15 protein-coding genes and 2 tRNA genes are annotated in these 20131 nt (G+C 63.1%); 6 read left to right on the top strand and 11 right to left on the bottom strand.

All coding sequences use genetic code 11. The annotated features are described in order from the left end of the window. Window positions 1-293: 293 nt before the first annotated feature. From AUC70_RS13830 to AUC70_RS13805, 5 genes are all read right to left on the bottom strand, one after another. Window positions 294-1151: a segregation and condensation protein A gene (locus tag AUC70_RS13830; RefSeq protein ID WP_083241590.1), complete on the bottom strand. Its 858-nt coding sequence runs from the start codon at window positions 1149-1151 to the stop codon at window positions 294-296. Further along, window positions 1148-2197 carry a beta-N-acetylhexosaminidase gene (nagZ, locus tag AUC70_RS13825; RefSeq protein WP_069445370.1) on the bottom strand — a complete coding sequence of 350 codons (1050 nt, stop codon included), beginning with the start codon at window positions 2195-2197 and terminating at the stop codon, window positions 1148-1150. Before nagZ ends, AUC70_RS13830 begins: the two co-directional genes overlap by 4 nt. A gap of 51 nt (window positions 2198-2248) precedes the next feature. Next, window positions 2249-2608: an SPOR domain-containing protein gene (locus AUC70_RS13820; protein ID WP_069445369.1), complete on the bottom strand. Its 360-nt coding sequence runs from the start codon at window positions 2606-2608 to the stop codon at window positions 2249-2251. A 1682-nt stretch (window positions 2609-4290) separates the two neighbouring features. After that, window positions 4291-6048, bottom strand: coding sequence for an arginine--tRNA ligase (gene argS, locus AUC70_RS13810; protein WP_069445367.1), 1758 nt, complete (start codon window positions 6046-6048; stop codon window positions 4291-4293). Between the two features lie 82 nt (window positions 6049-6130). Beyond that, the gene (locus AUC70_RS13805; protein WP_425283613.1) at window positions 6131-7354 is read right to left on the bottom strand and encodes a deoxyguanosinetriphosphate triphosphohydrolase; all 1224 of its coding nucleotides are present in this window, start codon (window positions 7352-7354) and stop codon (window positions 6131-6133) included. An 84-nt stretch (window positions 7355-7438) separates the two neighbouring features. Here AUC70_RS13805 and erpA point away from each other — a divergent pair, with 84 nt between their 5' ends. Together erpA and xth are read left to right on the top strand one after the other, a co-directional pair. Continuing rightward, a complete protein-coding gene (gene erpA, locus AUC70_RS13800; RefSeq protein ID WP_069445366.1) occupies window positions 7439-7771 on the top strand; it encodes an iron-sulfur cluster insertion protein ErpA in 333 nt (110 codons plus the stop codon). A 67-nt stretch (window positions 7772-7838) separates the two neighbouring features. Beyond that, window positions 7839-8618 carry an exodeoxyribonuclease III gene (gene xth / locus AUC70_RS13795; protein WP_069445365.1) on the top strand — a complete coding sequence of 260 codons (780 nt, stop codon included), beginning with the start codon at window positions 7839-7841 and terminating at the stop codon, window positions 8616-8618. Between the two features lie 240 nt (window positions 8619-8858). Here the strand turns inward: xth and AUC70_RS13785 are convergent, their stop codons facing one another. The 4 genes from AUC70_RS13785 to AUC70_RS13770 form a co-directional block, all read right to left on the bottom strand. Further along, on the bottom strand, window positions 8859-9446 hold the full coding sequence (locus tag AUC70_RS13785) for a tetratricopeptide repeat protein (protein ID WP_069445363.1): 588 nt from the start codon (window positions 9444-9446) through the stop codon (window positions 8859-8861). 183 nt (window positions 9447-9629) lie between these two features. Beyond that, entirely contained in the window at window positions 9630-11354 is a 1725-nt protein-coding gene (gene ilvD, locus AUC70_RS13780; RefSeq protein ID WP_069445362.1) for a dihydroxy-acid dehydratase, read from the bottom strand. Window positions 11355-11672: 318 nt separating this feature from the next. Then, window positions 11673-14408, bottom strand: a complete 2736-nt coding sequence (locus tag AUC70_RS13775; RefSeq protein WP_069445361.1) for a valine--tRNA ligase — start codon at window positions 14406-14408, stop codon at window positions 11673-11675. Between the two features lie 158 nt (window positions 14409-14566). Further along, entirely contained in the window at window positions 14567-15115 is a 549-nt protein-coding gene (locus AUC70_RS13770) for a DUF2497 domain-containing protein (protein ID WP_069445360.1), read from the bottom strand. 65 nt (window positions 15116-15180) lie between these two features. On the opposite strand from AUC70_RS13770, the gene AUC70_RS13765 reads away from it, so the two are divergent. After that, the gene (locus AUC70_RS13765; RefSeq protein WP_069445359.1) at window positions 15181-15831 is read left to right on the top strand and encodes a hypothetical protein; all 651 of its coding nucleotides are present in this window, start codon (window positions 15181-15183) and stop codon (window positions 15829-15831) included. 123 nt (window positions 15832-15954) lie between these two features. Here AUC70_RS13765 and AUC70_RS13760 read toward each other — a convergent pair whose 3' ends face one another. Beyond that, window positions 15955-17418, bottom strand: a complete 1464-nt coding sequence (locus tag AUC70_RS13760; RefSeq protein WP_244505636.1) for a TolC family outer membrane protein — start codon at window positions 17416-17418, stop codon at window positions 15955-15957. 374 nt (window positions 17419-17792) lie between these two features. On the opposite strand from AUC70_RS13760, the gene AUC70_RS13755 reads away from it, so the two are divergent. Continuing rightward, window positions 17793-17866, top strand: a tRNA-Cys gene (locus AUC70_RS13755). 21 nt (window positions 17867-17887) lie between these two features. On the opposite strand, the gene AUC70_RS13750 is transcribed toward AUC70_RS13755, so the two are convergent. Next, complete coding sequence (locus AUC70_RS13750) at window positions 17888-18145, bottom strand: hypothetical protein (protein ID WP_244505635.1); 258 nt, start codon at window positions 18143-18145, stop codon at window positions 17888-17890. 226 nt (window positions 18146-18371) lie between these two features. On the opposite strand from AUC70_RS13750, the gene AUC70_RS13745 reads away from it, so the two are divergent. After that, a tRNA-Asn gene (locus tag AUC70_RS13745) sits at window positions 18372-18447 on the top strand. A 250-nt stretch (window positions 18448-18697) separates the two neighbouring features. After that, window positions 18698-19966, top strand: a complete 1269-nt coding sequence (locus tag AUC70_RS13740) for an MFS transporter (RefSeq protein WP_083241589.1) — start codon at window positions 18698-18700, stop codon at window positions 19964-19966. Window positions 19967-20131: the final 165 nt, after the last annotated feature.

Genomic DNA, 20131 nt, shown 5'->3' with positions numbered 1-20131 from the left:
GTGGGATCCGCCCCCACCGTTTTCAAAACCTCGTCGAATTGCTGGAGCGTCGCTTCGCTCTCGCCAAGGGTGTGCGCGAAATCCGATAGGTCGTTCAGGACCTCCGCGAGCGTCGGCCCCCCAGTCTTCGCCGGGCTCGTCCGGGCGACCTCCCGCTTGATCCGAGCGGACTTCGATGGCGACAGTTTGGGCTTCGACATAGCGCACCCCTTCGCGATTTTGAATTCCGTCGACGCTAACCCTCGCTACTCAGACTCGACCAACTCAACCGAACGGCGCCGATCGGCCGTTCCCTAACCTGCTTCGCCCCGCCGGCGCACCAAGAGCGGTGCAAACGACTTTGCCTGGCGGATCTCCAACGCCCCCTCGCGTGTCATCTCGAGGGTCGCCGTAAAACTCGATGCGAGCGCAGTACGCCTGATTTCAGGCTCGACCAGGAACTCCGCCAGGATCTGATCGAGCGGCGCCCAATCGCAGGCCATGCCCAGCAGGCGCTCCAATTCGTCGCGCGCTTCCTTCAAGGACCAAACCGTCCGCTTCTCCATGTGCAGCGTCCGCACCGCGTTCCGCTGGCGCTGCTGCGCATAGGCCTTCAGGAGGTCGTAGACATTGGCGTCGTAAACGCTGGTCCGCGTGACGCGGAATAGGCTCGGGCTCGCGCGCGGAAACACATCCCGGCCAAGGCGCTTGCGGGTCATCAGCTGCGCGGCCTTATCCCGCATCGCGTCGAGGCGCTGCAGCCGGAAGGCGAGCATCGCCGCGAGTTCCTCGCCCGAAAGTTCGTCCTCGTTCGACGGCTCAGGCGGCAGAAGCAGCTTGGACTTCAGGAATGTCAGCCACGCGGCCATCACCAGATAGTCCGCGGCCAGTTCGAGACGCAGGCGTTTGGCCTCTTCGATGAATTCGAGATACTGCCGGGCGAGATCGAGAACGGAGATCTTGGCGATGTCCACTTTCTGCGTGCGCGCCATGGCCAGAAGCAGGTCGAGCGGTCCCTCGAAGCCCTCCACATCCACGCGGAGCTTCTCGTCCTCGTCCGTGTCCTGCTCGGCGAATTCCCAGTTGGCGGCATCGGCTGCAACAGCCTGATTCACCTCTTCCGGTCCGCCGTCGGGCCCGTCTGTCTGATCCTTCTGGCCGTCTTCGCTCATACCTGCTCCGTCGGATCGGCACCCACTTCCGCAACGCGTATCGCGGCGGCTTCGTTCACCAAGGCCATCGCCTCGGCTTCGTCGAACGGTTCGGGATCGAAGAGGCACGCGAACGCATTCTCAAACCGCTCAAGCGACTCTCCGGCGAGCTCCGGGGCCGCACCGGCAACATCGACCATCTCATCGAACTTGCCGCTGCAGTGAAGCGCCACGTCGCATCCAGCCTCGACGACCGCACGGGTCAACTCCCCGGGCGTGCCCGAGAGCGCCTTCATGCAGATGTCGTCGGTCATGATCAAACCGGTAAGTCCCAATTGATCGCGAATCACTTCCTTCATTATAGCCGGAGACAGCGTCGCGGGGTTCCGCTCGTCATAGGCGGGCAACAGGACATGGGCCGTCATGGCCAAGGGCGCGTCCTGCAGTTCCCGGAAAGGCAGGAAGTCCACGGCCTCCAGTTCCTCGCGCGAAACATCTATATGGGGCAGTGACTTATGGCTGTCTGCTAAAGCCCGGCCGTGACCCGGCACATGCTTGATGACTGGCAAGACGCCCCCGGCAAGCATGCCGTTCATCACGGCCCGGCCCAAAACCGCGACGGTCTGCGGATCTGTGGAAAAGGCCCTGTCGCCAATGATGTCGTGGGCGCCCGGATGGCGAACGTCGATGCAGGGCGTGCAGTCCACGTTGATGCCGAGGTCGTGCACCTCGGCCGCCATCAAGCGCGCCGCCGCAAAAGCCGCACGCCGTCCCGCAAATTCGTCTTTCGCATAGAGATCGCCGAAGATCTGTGCGGGCGGCATCTCCCGCCAATGTGGCGGCCGCAGGCGCTGAACTCGCCCGCCCTCCTGATCGATCAGAACGAGGACGTCCTCCGTCCCGACCGCTTCCTTGAAGTCGGCGACGAGTGCCTGGACCTGGCCAGGGTTCTCGACATTCCGTCTGAACAGAATGAGACCGCAGGGGCGCTCCGCCGCGAAGAGATCGCGCTCGGCGGCCGTCAGGGCCGTGGTCGCGCACCCCGAGATGAAAGCTTTGAATGCCATGCTCCGGGGCTAGCCCCAGGACGTGTCACGGTCAAGCAGTCAGTGGGTGTCCTACTGCGCCATCACCAGGCAATCGCCATGGCCCTTGGCCTTCAGCTGGCCGCAAAGCCGGTAAGCGGCATCCTTGTCGGCGAGAGGCCCGACCTGAAGCCGATACCAGGTGCCCTTCGGACCGAGGTCGGTCTTCCGGACGAGCGGCTGATAGCTGCCGAGGAGGCTCGGATATTTCTGCTGCGCGTCGGCAAAGTTCGCCAAGGCATCGGTCTGGCTCTTGGTGGAGCCGAGCTGAACCACGTAGGAGGAGGCTGCAGCCGGCGGCGCGGCGGCAGGCGTCGCGGCGGCCATTTGCTGCGGCGCGGCTCCAGGCTGCTGGATGGACGGAACCGGCATCATGTTCGGCTGCGCCATCATGCCGTTGGCCTGAGCGGCGGCGGCATTTGCCTGAGCTGTACCTGATCGGCCATAGCCGCGGCGGCAGGGGCCTCGACCGACCCGTCCGGATTGACGACCATGGTCTGAACCTTACGCGGACCGCCCGTGTCGCCAGCGGGACCGGCCGTGGCAACCGGAGCCGGCAGACCGGCCGTGGCGGTTGCGGCGGCAGCGCCGGAACGGCCACGTCTTCCTGACGCGGGACAAGACGCTCGGACTCGGGCGTCGCACCATTCGTCAGGCGGTCGTAGATCAGCTTGTTCTTGTGGGGGAACTCTTTGCCGCCCGGAGAGTCCGGGGCGGCTTTCACGGGAGAGGCGTCGGCCGTCACGATCGGCGCATCACCGCTGCCGATAGCGCCGCCGCTCTGCTTGTAGGCGTAGGCGAGCGCGCCGCCGAGGGCGATCGCACCAAGAAGCGCGCTGGCTACCATGACGGTGCTGCGGCCCTTGAGCGTTCCCATGATTTTGGATTTGAGGCCCGTCTCAGACGCAGCAATGCCGGCGTCCATGAAGTCCGCGTCGCCACTGTCGTCGTAGAATTCCTGATGGCCGAATTCCTGATGGCCGCCCGGCATGCCGGCGCCCGGATCGCCAAGGGGGATATGGGGCGTCTGGCCGTAGTTGGGATCGAGGGTCTGCAATTGCCGGCTGGGATCGGCGGGCGGCACATGGCCGTAAGGCGTCTCTTGGCCGTAGGAGGCTTCTTGACCGTAGGACGCTTCCTGGCCGTACCCGGCATCCTGCTGATGTCCGTACTGCGCATACATGGCGGCATCGTCAGCGCCCGGCATAGGCTGCGCATAGGCTTCGGGCTGCTGCGGCGCATAGGCGCCAGGATGCTGCGTGGAATAGGCTTCGGGCTGATAGGCTTCGGGTTGATGCCGGCCCGCATCGAATGCCGACGCGCGGCTGATGGCCGGATGCCTGGCCTGAGGGCGCATGCGAAGGAGCGGGTGTCGCGAGTTCCGGGAACGCGGCGTCCTCTTCGGGGAACCCGGCATCCGCCATGGCTTCCTGCTCGACGCCGGCGCCAAGTTTCACGTCGCCAAAAATGGAATCCGGGAAACCGGGATCAGTGGAACCGAAATCCGGGAGCTCCCTCGACGGCGCGCTGGTCTGCGGGGCCGTGGGTGCCGAATAGGCCTGAGGCTGATGCGGCTGGGCCTGCGGATGATGTGGCTGAGCGCCCGAATAGGCCTGGGGCTGCTGCGGCGCTTGGGGCTGCGGCGCCCGGGGCTGCCGCTGCGCCGGGTCGGCGAATGTCTGCGGCGGAGGGCTGAAGGCTGCGGGAGCGGGCTGCGGCGCGGCGGACTGAGCGGGTGCAGCAGGCTGCGGAGCGCCACGCGTCACCGGCGTGAAGGACGGCATCTGCGCAAACGAAGGGCCACCATTTCCGAAAATGGACGGCTGTCCGGGATTTGGCTGACCTGGCCGGCCGGCTCCTTGAACCATAGAAGGTACCTCACTCTTTCCGGTGTTTGCCTGGCCTGTCCCCCACGATGGAACCCCAGACGTGCTTGTCGCGTTCTGCCCTCGGGAGTTAACGCCCTCGGTCCAGTTTGAATCGAATGCGGAAGTTCCGCCATTTCGGCGGCTAAACCCACCATCTTGCGTGGACATGGTTACTTCCCTCGAACCACCCCGCGCTCTCGGGCTACGCTAATGCAATTCTTGCAAAGCGTGAACGCCGAGGATCCCCAAACCCAACGCCAAGACCCGCTGTGTGGCTACCACAAGCGCAACACGGGCACGTGTTAACTCTCGGTCAGTTTGGTGAATAAAACGTAATTGTGGCAAGTCTTTGCCTCTGTTCCAGAGACCATGGAAGTCTCCCGCAAGATCGTAAAGATAGAACGCGATCCGATGCGGCTCATGGGCCTCGGCGGCAGCTTCCACGATCCGCGGGAACTGAGCGATACGGCGGATGAGCGCGAGATCGCCCTCATCCGTCATCCGATCGAGATCGGCTAAGGCCAATTGTTCCGCCCCCAACGCAAGATCCGGAAATGCCTCGGCAACATTCCGTTGGACCGAACTTGCGCGGGCGTGAGCGTATTGGACGTAGAAAACCGGGTTATCCCGCGACTGCTCGGTGACTTTCGCGAAGTCGAAATCGAGCGGCGCGTCGTTTTTCCGGTAGAGCATCATGAACCGGACCGGGCCTGCGCCGACCTCGTCCACGACATCCCTCAGCGTCACGAACGTCCCTGCCCGCTTGGACATCTTCACCGGCTCGCCGGCCCGGAACAACCGGACGAGCTGGCATATCTTGACGTCGAGATCGGCCTGGCCGTCGGTCAACGCCTGGAGCGCCGACCGCATACGCTTGATGTGGCCGCTGTGATCGGCCCCCCAAACGTCGATCATCGACTTAAAGCCGCGTCTGAACTTGTCGTAGTGATAGGCGATGTCGGCGGCAAAATACGTATACGCCCCCTCGGCCTTGACCAGGGGCCTGTCCTGATCGTCCCCGAAGTCGCTCGCGCGGAATAGAAGCTGGATCCGGTCTTCCCAATCCTCGTCGACCTTGCCCTTGGGCGGCGGCAAGCGGCCCTCGTAGACGAGCCCTTTCGACGTCAGGTCGGCGATGGTCTCGCCCACTTCATCCTTCCCTTCGGTCATCGAGCGCTCGGAGAAGAAGACATCGTGGCGGATGTCGAGCTGGGCCAGATCGTCCTCGATCATCCCGAGCATAGCCGTCAGGGCGAGGTTCCGCACGACAGGAAGCCATTCGGCTTCTGGCATATCGAGCAGATCGCGGCCGTGATTGCTCGCAAGCTTCTCGCCCACGGGCTTCAGATAGTCGCCGGGGTAAAGACCCTCAGGAATGTCGCCAATGTCCTCTCCAAGCGCCTCGCGGTAACGCAGGAATGCCGACCGCGCGAGCACGTCCACCTGCGCGCCCGCATCGTTGACGTAGTACTCGCGCGTCACGTCGTAGCCCGCGAAGGCGAGCAGATTGGCAAGCGCATCGCCGAACACGGCGCCACGGCAATGGCCCACATGCATGGGCCCGGTCGGATTGGCGGACACGTACTCGACGTTGACCGCCTCGCCCTTGCCGATGGCACTGCGGCCAAACGCATCGCCCTGCTCCAGCACCATGCGGCATACGCTGGGCCAAAAGCTCTGTTTCAGCGTCAGATTGATGAAGCCGGGTCCGGCGATCTCGACCTTCTCGATGAACGGGTCCGAAGCCAACAAGGGAACGATCCGTTCGGCAAGCGCGCGCGGCGGAAGCTTCGCGGGCTTGGCCAACACCATGGCCGCATTGGTCGCGAGGTCGCCATGGCCGGAATCCTTGGGCGCCTCCAAGGTGATGCCGTCGACATTCGCGTCCTTCGGCACGATGCCATCGTGCTTCAACTGCTGAACGGCCGCCAAAACGTGGCCGTGAAACCCAGAAAATACGTCCATGAATGCTCCGGAAGAACTCTTTTGCGCATGATCCTATCGGAAAACCGATGCCCACTTTTCCGGATCATGCGTGGGCGCGCGACTATCGCAAATCCGGTGTCGCGTCAAACAAACGGCGGTGTTCGGCGATGGCGTAGCGGTCCGTTTGCCCGGCGATGAAGTCGGCCACATGACGGGCCGTGGCTCTCGGGTCGTCCCCGCGCGCCGCCTCGCGCCATTCGGGGGGCAACGCCCCCGGATCGTGGGTATAGCGGTTAAACAGCTCCACGACGATGTCCTCCGCGGCACCCATGACCCGCATCACCCGGGGATGGCGATAGACCCGATCGAACAGGAATTCGTGGAGCTGCTTGAGTTCGTCCCGCATCACTGTCGAGAATGCCACGGTCACGCGTTTCGCGCCCCGGACCGCGTCCGCGCTCTGGGAGGGCAGAGCTGCAATACGGCCCTGGGTTTCCTCCAGCAGGTCGTTGACCATCGCGGTGATCAGACGGCGCTTCAGCTCGTACAAGCGCCGCGCCGGCTCGATATCCGGATAGGTGGCATCAAGCGCCTCCAGATGGCGTTGCGCCAAGGGAATGCTGGCGAGGTCGGAGAACGTGAAACAGTCCGCCCGATAGCCGTCGTCGATGTCGTGCGCGTTATAGGCGATGTCGTCGGCGAGCGCGGCGATCTGGGCCTCGACGGACGAGTAGGTGTCGAGTTCCAGGTCATGCATGGCGCAATAGTCCAGAATGGGCTCGGGGATCGGCTTCCCCTCCCCCGCGCAGCGACCGTTGTGCTTCACCAGCCCTTCGAGCGTCTCCCAGGTCAAGTTCAGACCGTCGAAGCCGCCATAGATCCGCTCCAGCTTGGTCACCACGCGCAAGGATTGGGCGTTGTGGTCGAACCCGCCCGCATCGGCGATGGCCGCGTCGAGTGCCCGTTCGCCCGCATGTCCGAACGGCGGATGGCCGAGATCGTGCGCGAGCGCGACGGCCTCGGTCAGATCCTCGACCACGCGCAGCGCCCGCGCGATGCTGCGCGCGATCTGCGAGACCTCGAGACTATGGGTAAGACGCGAGCGGTAGTGATCGCCCTCGTGGTAGATGAAGACCTGGGTCTTGTGGTTCAGGCGGCGAAATGCGGTCGAGTGCAGGATGCGGTCGCGATCGCGCGCGTAAGGGCGGCGCGTGGCGCTCGGCTCTTCGGCAAGCCGGCGCCCACGGCTTTTGCTCACATCTTGGGCGTAAGGGGCAAGTTCGCCATAGGACAGGGGTACGGCCTTTTCCGGCGCCCCCTCACATGCTGCGGCTCCCTGCCGCAGAGCTGCTCTCTTGCCCGGTTCGTCGATTGACAACGCCGCCCGCCATTCCCATCATTAATGCTATAGAGGAGTGGCTATCCGAAGATGACCGAGGCGTCTATCACCATTAGTTCGAGCGCCGCCAAGCGCATCGTGGAACTCGTGAACGAGGACGACAACGCGGATATGTTCCGCGTCAGCGTCGAGGGTGGCGGCTGCTCCGGTTTTCAATACCGCTTCGAACTGATCAAGGGCGCCGCGCCCGACGACATGCTGATCGAGCGCGATGGGGCCACGGTCGCCATCGACCCCACTTCGGTGCCCTTCATCGCAGGCTCCGAGATCGACTTCATCGACGAGTTGATCGGCGCTCAGTTCAAGATCAGCAATCCCAACGCGACTGCCTCTTGCGGTTGCGGCACCAGCTTCTCGGTCTAGCGCAAATCATCCCCAGCTTTGAATTGGCATGGTTGCCCGGTGCAACCGGCCGTGGCTATGTGGATGCATGAAGATCGCGACCTGGAATATCAACGGCATTAAGGCCCGTCTCGAGACGGTGAAGACGTGGCTCGCATCGGCCTCGCCCGACATCGCCTGTTTTCAAGAAATCAAGAGCATCGATGAGGGCTTCCCGGCCGAAATCTTCGAGGCGCGGGCGTCAACGTCGCCGTCCATGGCCAGAAGGTTCAACGGGGTGGCGCTCCTTTCGAAAATTCCGTTCGACGAAGTCATCCGCGGCCTGCCCGGCGACGACGACGATGTGCAGGCACGCTACATCGAGGGCGTCGTCTCGGTTCCGTCCGGCGTCGTGCGGGTTGTGAACATCTATCTGCCGAACGGCAACCCGATCGACTCCGACAAGTTCCCCTACAAGCTGTCCTGGATGGAGAGACTCAAAGCCCGGGTCAAAGAGCTCCTCACATACGAGGAGCCGTTCGTCGTGGCCGGTGACTACAACGTCATCCCGACACCCGAGGACGTCTACGACCCCGCTGCCTGGGTCAACGATGCCCTGTTCCGGCCGGAGACGCGGGCACAGTTCCAGAGCCTGCTCAATCTCGGCCTAACAGACGCCTTCCGCGCCTGCCATGACGAGCCGCACCAGTTCACATTCTGGGATTATCAAGCGGGCGCCTGGCAGAAGAACCACGGCATTCGCATCGACCATCTGCTCTTGTCGCCTCAGGCCGCCGACAAGTTGGTGTCTTGCGATATCGACAGCGAACCGCGTGGCTGGGAGAAGCCGTCGGATCATGTGCCGGTGGTGATGGATCTGTCGGTCTAGGGCGCTCCAATGTGCGCCGTATGCCGTCGCGGATCGCCTGCTACTGCAGCCCGCCCATGCTGGTGCTGGGCGCGCCGAATCCGATCGACATTCCCATCGGCGGAGGCGGCCCAAGATCCACGGGACCGAGCCGCGGCTCGCTACGAGCGGACAGCTCAGGCTGCCGCAAGATGGTCCCGGCGCGCATAGCCGACGGTGCGGCCGGCACATCCGCGGCCGTAGCCGTGCGCTGACTGCCACCTAGACGGGGCAGCATCGCTTCGGCTTCCCGCACCGTGACGCGATCCGCAATCGCGATCGTCCGGTCGTAGGTCTCGGCGATCCAACTCGCTTCGTCACGGGTCTTGCGGGTGTTCTCTTGGGCGAGCATGAGCAGCGCGAGACCTTGCGCTTGCCGCTGTCCGACACCCTCGCCGCTCCAAAGCATTTCACCCAGCAGCGCTGCGCGCTGGCATGCTGCTTGCGTGCCGCCATGGTCAGCCAGTTGGCCGCGATGCTCGGATTCTTCTCGACGCCCGTGCCTGTCAGATAGAGCCGCCCAAGGCGATATTGCGCTTCGGCATCGCCGAAATAGGCGCCCGCATGGCGCAGCAATCCGGCGCCGTAGGCCGGATCGGCCGGCAGCGGCAGCTCCGCAATTCCTTCGACGTAGTACAGGCCGAGCGCGCAGAAGGCTTCGCCAACATATTGGGCGATCGGGCTGGAGGCCGGAACGTCCGCATACTGATCGGCAATCCGCTGATAGTAGCGGAATGCCTTGGACTCATCCTTCGGGACGGCACCGTCCTCGGCATAGATCCGCGCGAGCTTGAGCTGCGCGCCGAGCACGCCATGTCCGGCCGCATATTCCAGCGCGGGAAGCGCCGACTCCGTCCGGCCCGTATTGAGGGCCGTTACGCCCTCCCGGTAAGCCTCCGTCGCCGACGTAAAGGGCGGTGGCGTATCGGTGCTGCTGACGCCGGCCGGCGTCAGGACGATGAGGCCGCGAGCGCGCTGCCGAGTTGGGATGCGCTAAATATCGGCATAGCACTTCCCTTCCGCCTTAGCCCCCGGATGGGTCACAGCACCCTCGCGCGCGGCTCCGACGAGCTGCGAGTATTTCCAAATGCAGCCGCTCTCGAAATTCGGGGACGGCGGCGTCCAATCCTTGGCGCGCTCGGCCAGCTCTTCCTCGCTGACTTCGAGGTCGATGATCCCTTCCTCGGCATCGAGCGTGATCATGTCGCCGTCGCGTACCAAACCGATGGGACCGCACACAGCCGCCTCAGGACCCACATGGCCGATGCAGAAGCCGCGCGTGGCGCCCGAGAACCGGCCGTCCGTGATCAGCGCGACCTTGTCGCCCATGCCTTGGCCATACAACGCGGCGGTCGTCGACAACATCTCGCGCATACCGGGGCCGCCTTTGGGACCCTCGTAGCGAATGATGAGGACTTCGCCTTCCTTGTACTTCTTCGCATTCACGGCCGAAAATGCCTCTTCCTCGCTATCGAAGCAGCGAGCGGGCCCACGGAATTTCAGGTTCTTCAAACCTGCGACTTTGACGATGGCCCCGTCGGGTGCCAGCGATCCCCTGAGCCCCACCACGCCGCCTGTCGGTGTGATCGGGTTATCAGCAGAACGCACGACATCCTGGTCTGGGTTCCATTCGACCTTGGAAAGATTTTCCGCGATCGTCCGACCCGTGACGGTAATGCAGTCGCCATGCAGATAGCCGTTGTCCAGAAGCGTCTTCATGAGCAGCGGCACGCCGCCGGCTTCGAACATGTCCTTGGCAACATATTTGCCGCCGGGCTTGAGGTCAGCGATGTACGGCGTCTTCTTGAAAATCTCGGCGACATCGAAGAGATCGAACTCGATCCCGCATTCGTGGGCGATGGCCGGAAGATGCAGCGCCGCGTTCGTCGAACCGCCCGAGGCGGCGACAACGGCCGCCGCATTCTCCAAGGACTTGCGGGTCACGATATCGCGCGGACGAATGTTGAGCGCGATGAGATCCATGATCTTCTCGCCCGCGGCCATGCAGAAGCGGTCGCGGATCTCGTATGGAGCCGGGGCCGCTGCCGAGTACGGCAAGGCAAGGCCGATCGCTTCGGAAACGGTCGCCATGGTATTCGCGGTGAACTGAGCGCCGCAGGCACCCGCCGACGGGCACGCGACCTGCTCCAACTCGTCCAGATCCTCGAGCGACATATTGCCGACAGACACTTGGCCGACGGCTTCGAACAGATCCTGGACCGTGACGGGCCGTCCCTTGAAGGTGCCTGGCAGGATCGACCCGCCATAGATGAAGATCGAGGGCACGTTCAGGCGGCACATCGACATCATCATGCCGGGCAGCGACTTGTCACAACCCGCGAGGCCGACAAGCGCGTCGTAGCAATGCCCGCGCATGGTCAGTTCGACACTGTCGGCGATCACTTCGCGCGAGGGCAGCGAGGACTTCATGCCCTGGTGCCCCATGGCGATGCCGTCGGTCACGGTGATGGTGCAGAACTCGCGGGGCGTACCGTTGTGGGCGGCAACGCCCTGCTTGACCGCCTGAGCCTGACGCATCAGGGCGATGTTGCACGGGGCGGCCTCGTTCCAGCAGGTCGCGACACCGACGAATGGCTGATGAATCTGGCCGCGTGTCAGCCCCATCGCATAGTAGTAGGAGCGATGTGGAGCCCGCGAAGGCCCTTCGGTCACGTGCCGGCTCGGCAAACGTGATTTATCGAACGTCTTGGCGTCCATTACTCACTGCCAGCCAACGACGGCAGCGCTGACGGTTTTCCGTCTTAGCCCAGCGTGTCAGCCAGTCTCTCCCTGGTCTGTCTGCCTCGCATTATTTTCGCGAGTGCCCAACGGACCCATTGTCCTCTGTACTGGTTTCGATTTCACAAAGTTTTATGGCGCAAACGAGGCGTCAGGCCGCCGCGCTGTTGTATTTCAGTTACAGTCGATGATATTCGATGTCACACGGCATTGCGAGCGGCGTCAGGCGCCTGAAACGAGTGCCTGACCGTCGCGTAAAAAGGCCCCAGCAATCACCGCAGGGCCCTTATTTTGCCGCTAAAGGGCCGCTTCGAGCCGTTTGAGGGCCTGGGTCAGCTTGCTGGCCGTGGCCTCCGCGTCGGCCCGCCGCTCCCGTTGCTCCTCGACCACGTGCTGTGGCGCCCGGGACACAAATTTGTCGTTGGCGAGCTTGGCGTCGATTTGGGTAATTTCCGCGCCGACCTTGTCGATCTCACGCTTCAGCCGATCGGCCTCAGCGTCGATGTCGATGACCCCCTCCAGCGGCAGGGCGATGGTGGCTTCGTCCAGAACGATCTGGACCGACCCTGCGGGCGGCGTATCGGCAAAATCGATGCTCTCGATCCGGGCCAGCCGGGACACGGTTTCGAGATGAGCGGCGATGCGGGCCTTGGTCTTGTCGTCGGCCCCGGTGATCACCAGCGGGACTTTGGCGCCTGCGGGAACGTTCATTTCCGCCCGGACCGACCGGACATCGGTGACGAGCCGGAGCACCCATCCGATCTCCTCGTCGGCGGCGGCACTCTGGAGTCCCTGGTGGGCGGGCCACTCGGTGAGCATCAGGAGACTGTCCCGCGAGGTTCCCTCGGCGGCGCGCTTCTCCCACAGCTCTTCGGTGACGAAGGGCATGAACGGGTGCAGCAGCTGAAGCGCCGTGTCGAGCACGTAGGCCGCCATGGCGCGCGTCTCGGCCTTGGCCGCCTCGTCGTCGCCGGCAAGAACGGGCTTGATGAGTTCAAGATACCAATCGCAGTAGATGTGCCAGATGAAGTGGTAGATGGCCCCGGCCGCTTCGTTGAAACGGAACCCCTCGAGTGCCTCCGTGACAGCCGAGACGGCGCGCTCCATCTCACCCGCGATCCAGCGGTTCAGCGTGCTTTGCGCGCCCTTGGGATCGAAGCCTTCGACCGGAATGCAGTCGTTCATCATCGCGAAGCGGGACGCATTCCAGAGCTTGGTCGCGAAGTTGCGATAGCCTTCAACCCGGCCGCTGGACAGCTTGATGTCGCGCCCTTGCGCCGCCATGGCCGCCAACGTGAATCGCAGCGCGTCGGCGCCATAGGCGTCGATCAGCTCCAGCGGATCGATCACGTTCCCCTTGGACTTCGACATCTTCTGGCCCTTGGCGTCGCGGACCAGCGCATGGATGTAGATGTCGCGGAACGGCACCTCGTCCATGAAATGCAGGCCCATCATCATCATCCGCGCGATCCAGAAGAAGATGATGTCGAAGCCCGTGACGAGGACGTCGGTCGGGTAGTAGCGCGAGAGTTCCGGCGTCTTGTCGGGCCAGCCAAGGGTCGAGAAAGGCCACAGCGCCGAGGAGAACCACGTGTCCAGCACGTCTTCGTCGCGCGTGAGAACTTCATCCTTGCCGTAATGCGCCTTCGCCAAGGCCTTGGCGCCAGATTCGTTTTCGGCAACGAAGACTTCGCCGTCCGGGCCATACCACGCAGGGATCTGGTGACCCCACCAAAGCTGACGCGAGATGCACCAGGGCTGGATGTTCTCCATCCAATGGAAGTAGGTCGACTCCCAGTTCTTCGGCGCAAAGGTCGTGCGTCCGCTGCGGACCGCCTCGATGGCGGGCTTGGCGAGCGTCGCCGCGTCCACATACCACTGATCGGTCAGGAAGGGTTCGATGACCGCGCCGGAGCGGTCGCCATGCGGCACCGCATGAACGTGGGGCTCGATCTTCTCGAGATAGTCGTGGTTCTCCATGCACTCGACGATCATGGTCCGCGCGGCGAACCGGAACACGCCGTTTCCACTCGAGAACCTTGGTTTCGAGCTGGGGCGCATCTCGACGCCGAGCATGAAGTCGGTCTCCGGACCGATATCGAGACGCGCGTCCTTGCTCAGGACGTTGATCATGGGCAGGCCGTGGCGCTTGCCGACCTCGAAGTCGTTGAAGTCGTGCGCCGGCGTGATCTTCACCGCGCCCGAGCCCTTCTCCGGGTCCGAGTACTCGTCCGCAACGATCGGGATGCGGCGCCCCACCACCGGCAGGATGACGTTCTTGCCGACGAGGTGCTTATAGCGCTCATCGTCCGGATGGACCGCGACGGCGGTGTCGCCCAGCATGGTTTCGGGACGGGTCGTGGCGACGACGATGAAAGTCGATGGATCTTCCGGATCGAAGGTCATGCCTTCGATCGGATAGCGCAGATGCCACAGATGGCCCTTGCTCTCGACCTGCTCGACCTCAAGATCGGAGATCGCCGTCAGGAGCTGCGGGTCCCAGTTCACCAAGCGCTTGTCCTTGTAGATCAAGCCGGCGGCATGGAGCTCCACGAAGACCTTCCGAACGGCCTTGGACAGGCCTTCGTCCATGGTGAAGCGCTGACGCGACCAGTCGCACGAGCAGCCCAGCCGCTTGAGCTGGCCGATGATCGTGTTGCCGGACTCTTCCTTCCACTGCCAGATGCGCTCGATGAACTTCTCGCGGCCCAGGGCCCGCCGATTAGGCTCCTGCCGCTCCATGAGCTGGCGCTCCACGACCATTTGCGTGGCGATGCCGGCGTGGTCGGTCCCTGGCTGCCACAGGACGTCGCGCCCGCGCATGCGCTCGAACCGGACCAGAACATCCTGCAGCGTGTTGTTGAGGGCGTGCCCCATATGGAGCGACCCCGTGACGTTCGGCGGCGGAATGACGACCGCGAACGGCCGCGCGTCCTCGCGATCGCCGCGCCTGCGGCGAATGCGCGCGCGCGCTCCCACGCCTTCGTAAACGGGGCCTTCAAAATTTTTCGGTTGGTATGTCTTGTCGAGCATGGATGGTCGTGGACGCCTGGCTACGTAAGGTTCTAAAGAACCGCCCGGCACCGTGGTACCGGGCGAAAAACTGCGCCTGCGGGTCCTACGACCGCTGCTTCCATGCTGTCAATGATCGTCTGTGCCGACGCGACGGTCTGCCCAGGTTTGGACGCGGATCAGTCCTGTCCGCGTTGCAGCGCGTCCGAGTCCAGTTCCTCACGGATCATGCGCGGCATGTTCTCGTTGAGCCACTCGCGCAGCATCGGACGAAGCATCTCTTTGATGCTGTCCTCCAACGACTTGCCCCCAGGCGTCTCGTGCGGGACGGCGCCGTTGGTGGCGACCGCGACAGTTTCCTGCACAACCTCGGCGACTGTTGGCGCGAAGACCGGCGCCGGAGCTGGCTCTGCCGGCTCAGCATCCTGAGGCGGCCAGAACGGCGCACTCTCCGTCTCCTGCTCGGGCTCTGCCTCTTCGAGAACCATCGTGACCTCGGATTCGGCGTCCATCAGGACAAACTCGTCCTCGGCAGGCAGTTCCTCCTCGGCCGCGTCCTCCGCCATTTCCAAAACGGAATCAACGTCGGGATCGAGGTGCGTCTCCGTCTCCGGTTCCGGCGTTTCCATCGGAACGGCCATCGGAATCTCGGTGGGAAGCGGGATAACGCCGGTCGTCGGCTCTTCGGCTTCCGGTTCGGCTGGCGCCGGGGCAGTGAAACTCGGCATGGGCGCCGGGGCCGGCGTCGGTGACTGTCCGGCCTTGAGTGCCGCAATGGCGCGCTCAAGCGCGGTTGCGGCTCCTCGCTGGCCGACAATTTGGGGGCCTCGGGGGCTGCTTCGGCAACAGGCTCCGGGAGCGGTGGCGGCGCCATCGGTGGCATCTCGGGCGCAGCCGTCTCCTCCACCGGAAGCTCCATTTCCTCGGGCTCGGCCAACTCGGCAATTTCGACCGTTTCGAATACCTCTACCGTCTCGACAATCTCGACGGCCGCTTCAGGCACATCGGGCTCGAGGAGATCGGGCTCGAGAACGTCACCCTGGGCATCGTCCAGCGCCAGGAGTTCCTCGGTGTCCTCGATCGAATCCACGAACTCGGGTGTCGTATCGACCACTTCGACTGCCTCAGGAAGCTCTTCGGGCTCCTCCTCGACAAGCTCCAGACCGCCCAGTTCGCCGGTGAGATCCATGATCTCCTCGTCTTCATTGGCCGGTGCGTCGCCGCCGGAAGTCAGAACACGGGCGATGTCGTCGATGATCTGGTTGTCGGCTTCGCCCTCAAGCCCCTCGTCTTCGGACTGGGCAGCGGCCTTATCGGCCGGAGCCTTGCCTGTGTCATCGTCGGTGATGATCCGGCGGATGGAAGCAAGAATGTCTTCCATCGTCGGTTCAGGAGCGCGCTCGGTGCTGCTCATTACTTAATCCCTTGCCGCCTCTCAAACTGATACTGCCCGGCGGAAATCCACCAGGGCCAATCCCAATCAATAACTTAACACAATGCTAACGGCCACGTCTTCGGTTGGCACGGACATTGAGGTCTATAGTTAACGTTGGGGCTGGGGATTTGTTCAGTTATCGGCCAGTGGCGGCTCGGGCGGCGCCAGGCCCCAGAGCTTATTCTTGATGATCTCGTAGTGCTCGAACGGATCGTAGTAAGGCACTGAAAGTCCCAGTGTTTGGGCATCCATCCGGCCGATTGCGCTATACAGCGAATACTCGGCAACAACGCGGTCGCGGAGCGCCGAAACAAGGCCGATCTGGGAGTTGAGGAGTTCCCGCTGGGCGTCCAAGACATCCAGCGTGGTGCGCTGGCCGACCTTTTCTTCCTCGCGAACGCCCGTAAGGGCGATCTTGTTGGCACCAACGGCGGCCTCGGCGGAACGGATCGCCGGCCCCGACGACTGCAGAATACCCCAGTTGGAGATGACGTCCGCATGGACGCTAAGGCGCGCATTCTCGACCTCGCGCTTCAACTGGTTGTTGGTCTCTTTCGCCTGGCGCACTCGGGCCGAGACGCCGCCGCCCTGATAGAGCGGGACGCTGAGGCGCCCGGTGACGGACGTGGTCTCGATATCGCTGATCGTGCTGCTCTGGTCGAACGCCTTCTCGTATTGGGCCTCGAGAGAGACTGAGGGAAGCAATTCACCCATGATCCGCTCGACGGCGAAGAGCGATGACTCTTCGTTGTACACGGCCGTCAGGATGACCGGATTTTCACCGTCTCCGAGGGTCATGGCTTCATCGAGCGAGTTCGGAAGCAGATGACGGATCGACGGCGGCGCCATCAGGGTGCCCGGCGGATGACCGATCACCTGCTCGTACGTCGCCCGGCTGATCTTCAGGTTGGCCTGAGCGGATGCCAAAGTCGCCAACGCTTCAGACCGCCGTGCTTCGGCTTGGGCCACATCGGTCCTCGTGACCTCGCCCACATCAAATCGGTCGCGCGTCGCCTTCAACTGCTCGGTCAGCACGCGCACGTCGTTCTCGCGAAGGCGCACCACCGCCTGGTCGCGAACCACGTTCACATAGGCAGTCGCGGCGTCGAGGAGCACCGTTTGCTCGACCTGGCGAAGGGTCTCCCGCTGCGCCTGCACGAGGGACTTGGCCTCGCGGATGGCGTTCAAATTCTGAAAGCCGCCGAACAGCAGCTGCGAGAGCGTCAGGGCGTAGCCATGAGGATGCGTCACGCCGCTCGACCCAATGCCTCCGCCGAAGGAGGAGAGTACGTTCGCCCTGCCCCTCAGATTGCTGTTCTGGTTGTTGTAAGCGGTCGATCCGGAACCGGTGATCGTCGGACGCAGACCGGACTTGGCCAGTGCAACTTGCTCATCGATCGCGCGTAACCGCGCACGTTCGGCATTTAGCACCGGATTGAGAAGATAGGCGTCGGCAAGCGCCTGTTCCAATGACTCGGCGGCGGCGGGCGTCGATAGCAAGCCGACGACAAGCCAAACGCTGAGCGCAAAGACGCCATGACGCGACGACCGTGCCGCGCAGCGTAACGACTGCCACCTGCCCTGCAAACCAAACACGCTTTGTCCTGCTCCCAATGGTCAACGAAGCCCCGACCGCTGACCTGCCCCACACTACAGCAACCCAACCGGCAAAAGATACCCAGGAAGGGCTCGACTCATCCCATTTCCCCAAAAAACTCAATGCACTGTGGGATCGACGCAACAGTGGCCATACGCCGCGCAGGCCGACATTTTTTGTCCATGATTCGCCGCCCGACGACGGCGTGCGAGCCATCATCCGCTGCATAGCGCACTTGACCCGGCACAGGCGCGCGTTTTCTATCACCGCGGCGCCCCATGGGCCGTTACTTCCGATTAAGCTGTGGGGTTGTATTCCAAACCAAAGAGTTGCTGGACACGCGCGATAACTTCGCTAGAAAGTCCAGCCCGATGGCCACGTGGCGGAGTGGTGACGCAGCGGACTGCAAATCCGTATACCCCGGTTCGATTCCGGGCGTGGCCTCCAACAACCTGCGGGCGCTAGTGCCTAAGGTTTTGTTCCATCGACATTTTGCTTCTCGTCCTTGCGCCGGCTCCACCACACCGTGAGCTGACGCCGCCACCGGCGCACGGCCGGTAGATCCACGGACAGAACCAGGAACCCCAAGGGAATCATCCAGAAGCCGAGGACAGGCAGGAAGCCCAAAAGGCCGCCGCCAACGAGAATCGTCCCCAATCCGATTCGCATGGGCTTGGATTTCGGCAGATGAATGTGATGGTCGAAAATGCGGACTTTGGGGGCCATGCTTTGACGTGCCGGTTCCTTGGCGGAGCGTGCGAGCCCAGCCGCCTGGTTGAGAAATTGCCCAATTCGACTTGAACCGGGCCGATGCCGGAGATAAGACCTCCCGGCGCGCGCGGCAACTATCACCAAGGTCCGTTTGTCGCTGGCGCGTAAAGCGCTGGAAAGCACGTCATCGTTTTGCTATCTAGCGCTTCGGCACGGCGCGAGACTGACCGCCCTGCCCTGATCCCCGGTAGCTCAGTTGGTAGAGCAAGCGGCTGTTAACCGCTGGGTCGCTGGTTCGAGTCCGGCCCGGGGAGCCACCTCACTCCAAAAGATTCGCCTCTCGCACCGTTCGGCAACGCCGCGATGCATGGCCCCGGTGCGAACAGTGTGCGGCTCCGGGACCGTGCGTGCGGGTGGGCCTGCAAGCAAAAAAGTCGGAGACGAATTCCTTTTCTTGGCGACGCATATGTGGCACCGAGAGGCAGTCTGGAGAGCATGGAGCCAGGCTTCCTCATTGCCGCCATCGCCAGGAACGCGCTGCGCATCCCGTAGAAACTGTGATCACACATGCATGACGAACGAGCCGGCGCAGACACTTCAAGCGCCTCGTTGCACTATCTGCTGCTGGCCACTGTCTTGTTGTCCCTCGGCAGCGGCTTGCTCAACATCCTGATACCCATCGGTGGAGAATTGGCGGGGTTCTCGGTCACCCTGATCGGAGGGCTGGGCACGCTTTACTACGTGGGTTTCATCGCCGGCTGCCTGCTCCTGCCGGCTTTGATATCCCGCGTCGGACATATTCGCTCGTTCGCCGCCGTCGCCGCGATAGCCGCGAGCGGAACACTTGTCTTCGTTCTGGCCGTCACACCTTTGACCTGGCTGATCTTACGAGCCGTCGTCGGCTTCTGCTTTGCCGGACTCTTCATGGTCGTGGAGAGCTGGTTGAACGATCAGGTCGGTTCAGAGACACGCGGGCGGGTCTTCGGTCTCTACATGGTTGCGGGCTGGTTCGGCATAGTCGGCGGGAACCTTCTATTTTCCGTGGACTCGCCCACCGCGTTTTCTCTTTTCGCCCTGGCGTCGATTGCGATCTCGGTTTCACTCGTGCCCGTGGCCCTGACGACCGGCGCGGTCCCTACGGTTCCCGCGCCAGCGGGCGTACATCTCGTCAAGCTTTACCGCACGGCTCCGGTTGGTCTGGTTGGCTGTCTTGCTGCCGGTCTTGCCAACGGCGCCTTCTGGACGTTCGGGCCGGTATTCGCGCAGGCGCGGAGCGACTCGAGCCTGGGAGTCAGTCTGTTCATGTCTGCTGCCGTTCTTGGCGGTGCGTTGAGTCAGTGGCCAATAGGCACACTCTCGGATCACTTAGATCGGCGCTGGGTGATCGCCGGAGTGTCTTTGGTCTCCGCAGCGACCGCGTCGTTGTTTTTACTCTATCGCGGACCGTTGGATGCCATGCTCATCGGTGTTGGCGCCGTCTGGGGAGCGGCGGCTCTTACCGTCTATCCACTTTGTACGGCCCACGTGAATGACAGGGCCGATCCAGGGAATTTCGTCAAGGTGAGTAGTCGCCTGCTCATGGCTTTCGGCATCGGCGCGGCCGCCGGTCCTCTGTTCGCTGGAGTCCTCATCTCGAAAGCAGGAATTGCGGCGCTATTTGTGTTTACTGCAGCCATCCACATCGTTCTGGCTGTATTCGCCGTAATCCGAGTTCGGATCTTGGAGCCTGTTGCAGACGAAGAGCGCGCTACTTTCGCGCCACTTCCGCCAATCGGGCACGGCACGCAGCCGATCTTTGAACTTCAAGAGAATACCCAAGCCGAACGTGACCTCTAGAGGTCTGGCCGATTGACCCTGACGTGCCTCGGGCATGTCCAATGCATCAGCAGTGGCCGGCAACTCGATGCCGTCGTCTCCGATGCGGCCGATGTTCGGCGTGGTGCGCGCATGCTGCTCCCGACGCGACAATAGCCGCCACAAGCAGACCCTTGGCAGCAAGTC

It is taken from the genome of Methyloceanibacter stevinii, from assembly GCF_001723355.1.
Lineage (GTDB): Bacteria > Pseudomonadota > Alphaproteobacteria > Rhizobiales > Methyloligellaceae > Methyloceanibacter > Methyloceanibacter stevinii.
The sequence above is the reverse complement of the archived record's forward strand: the minus strand, read 5'-3'. Positions and strand labels throughout refer to the sequence as shown.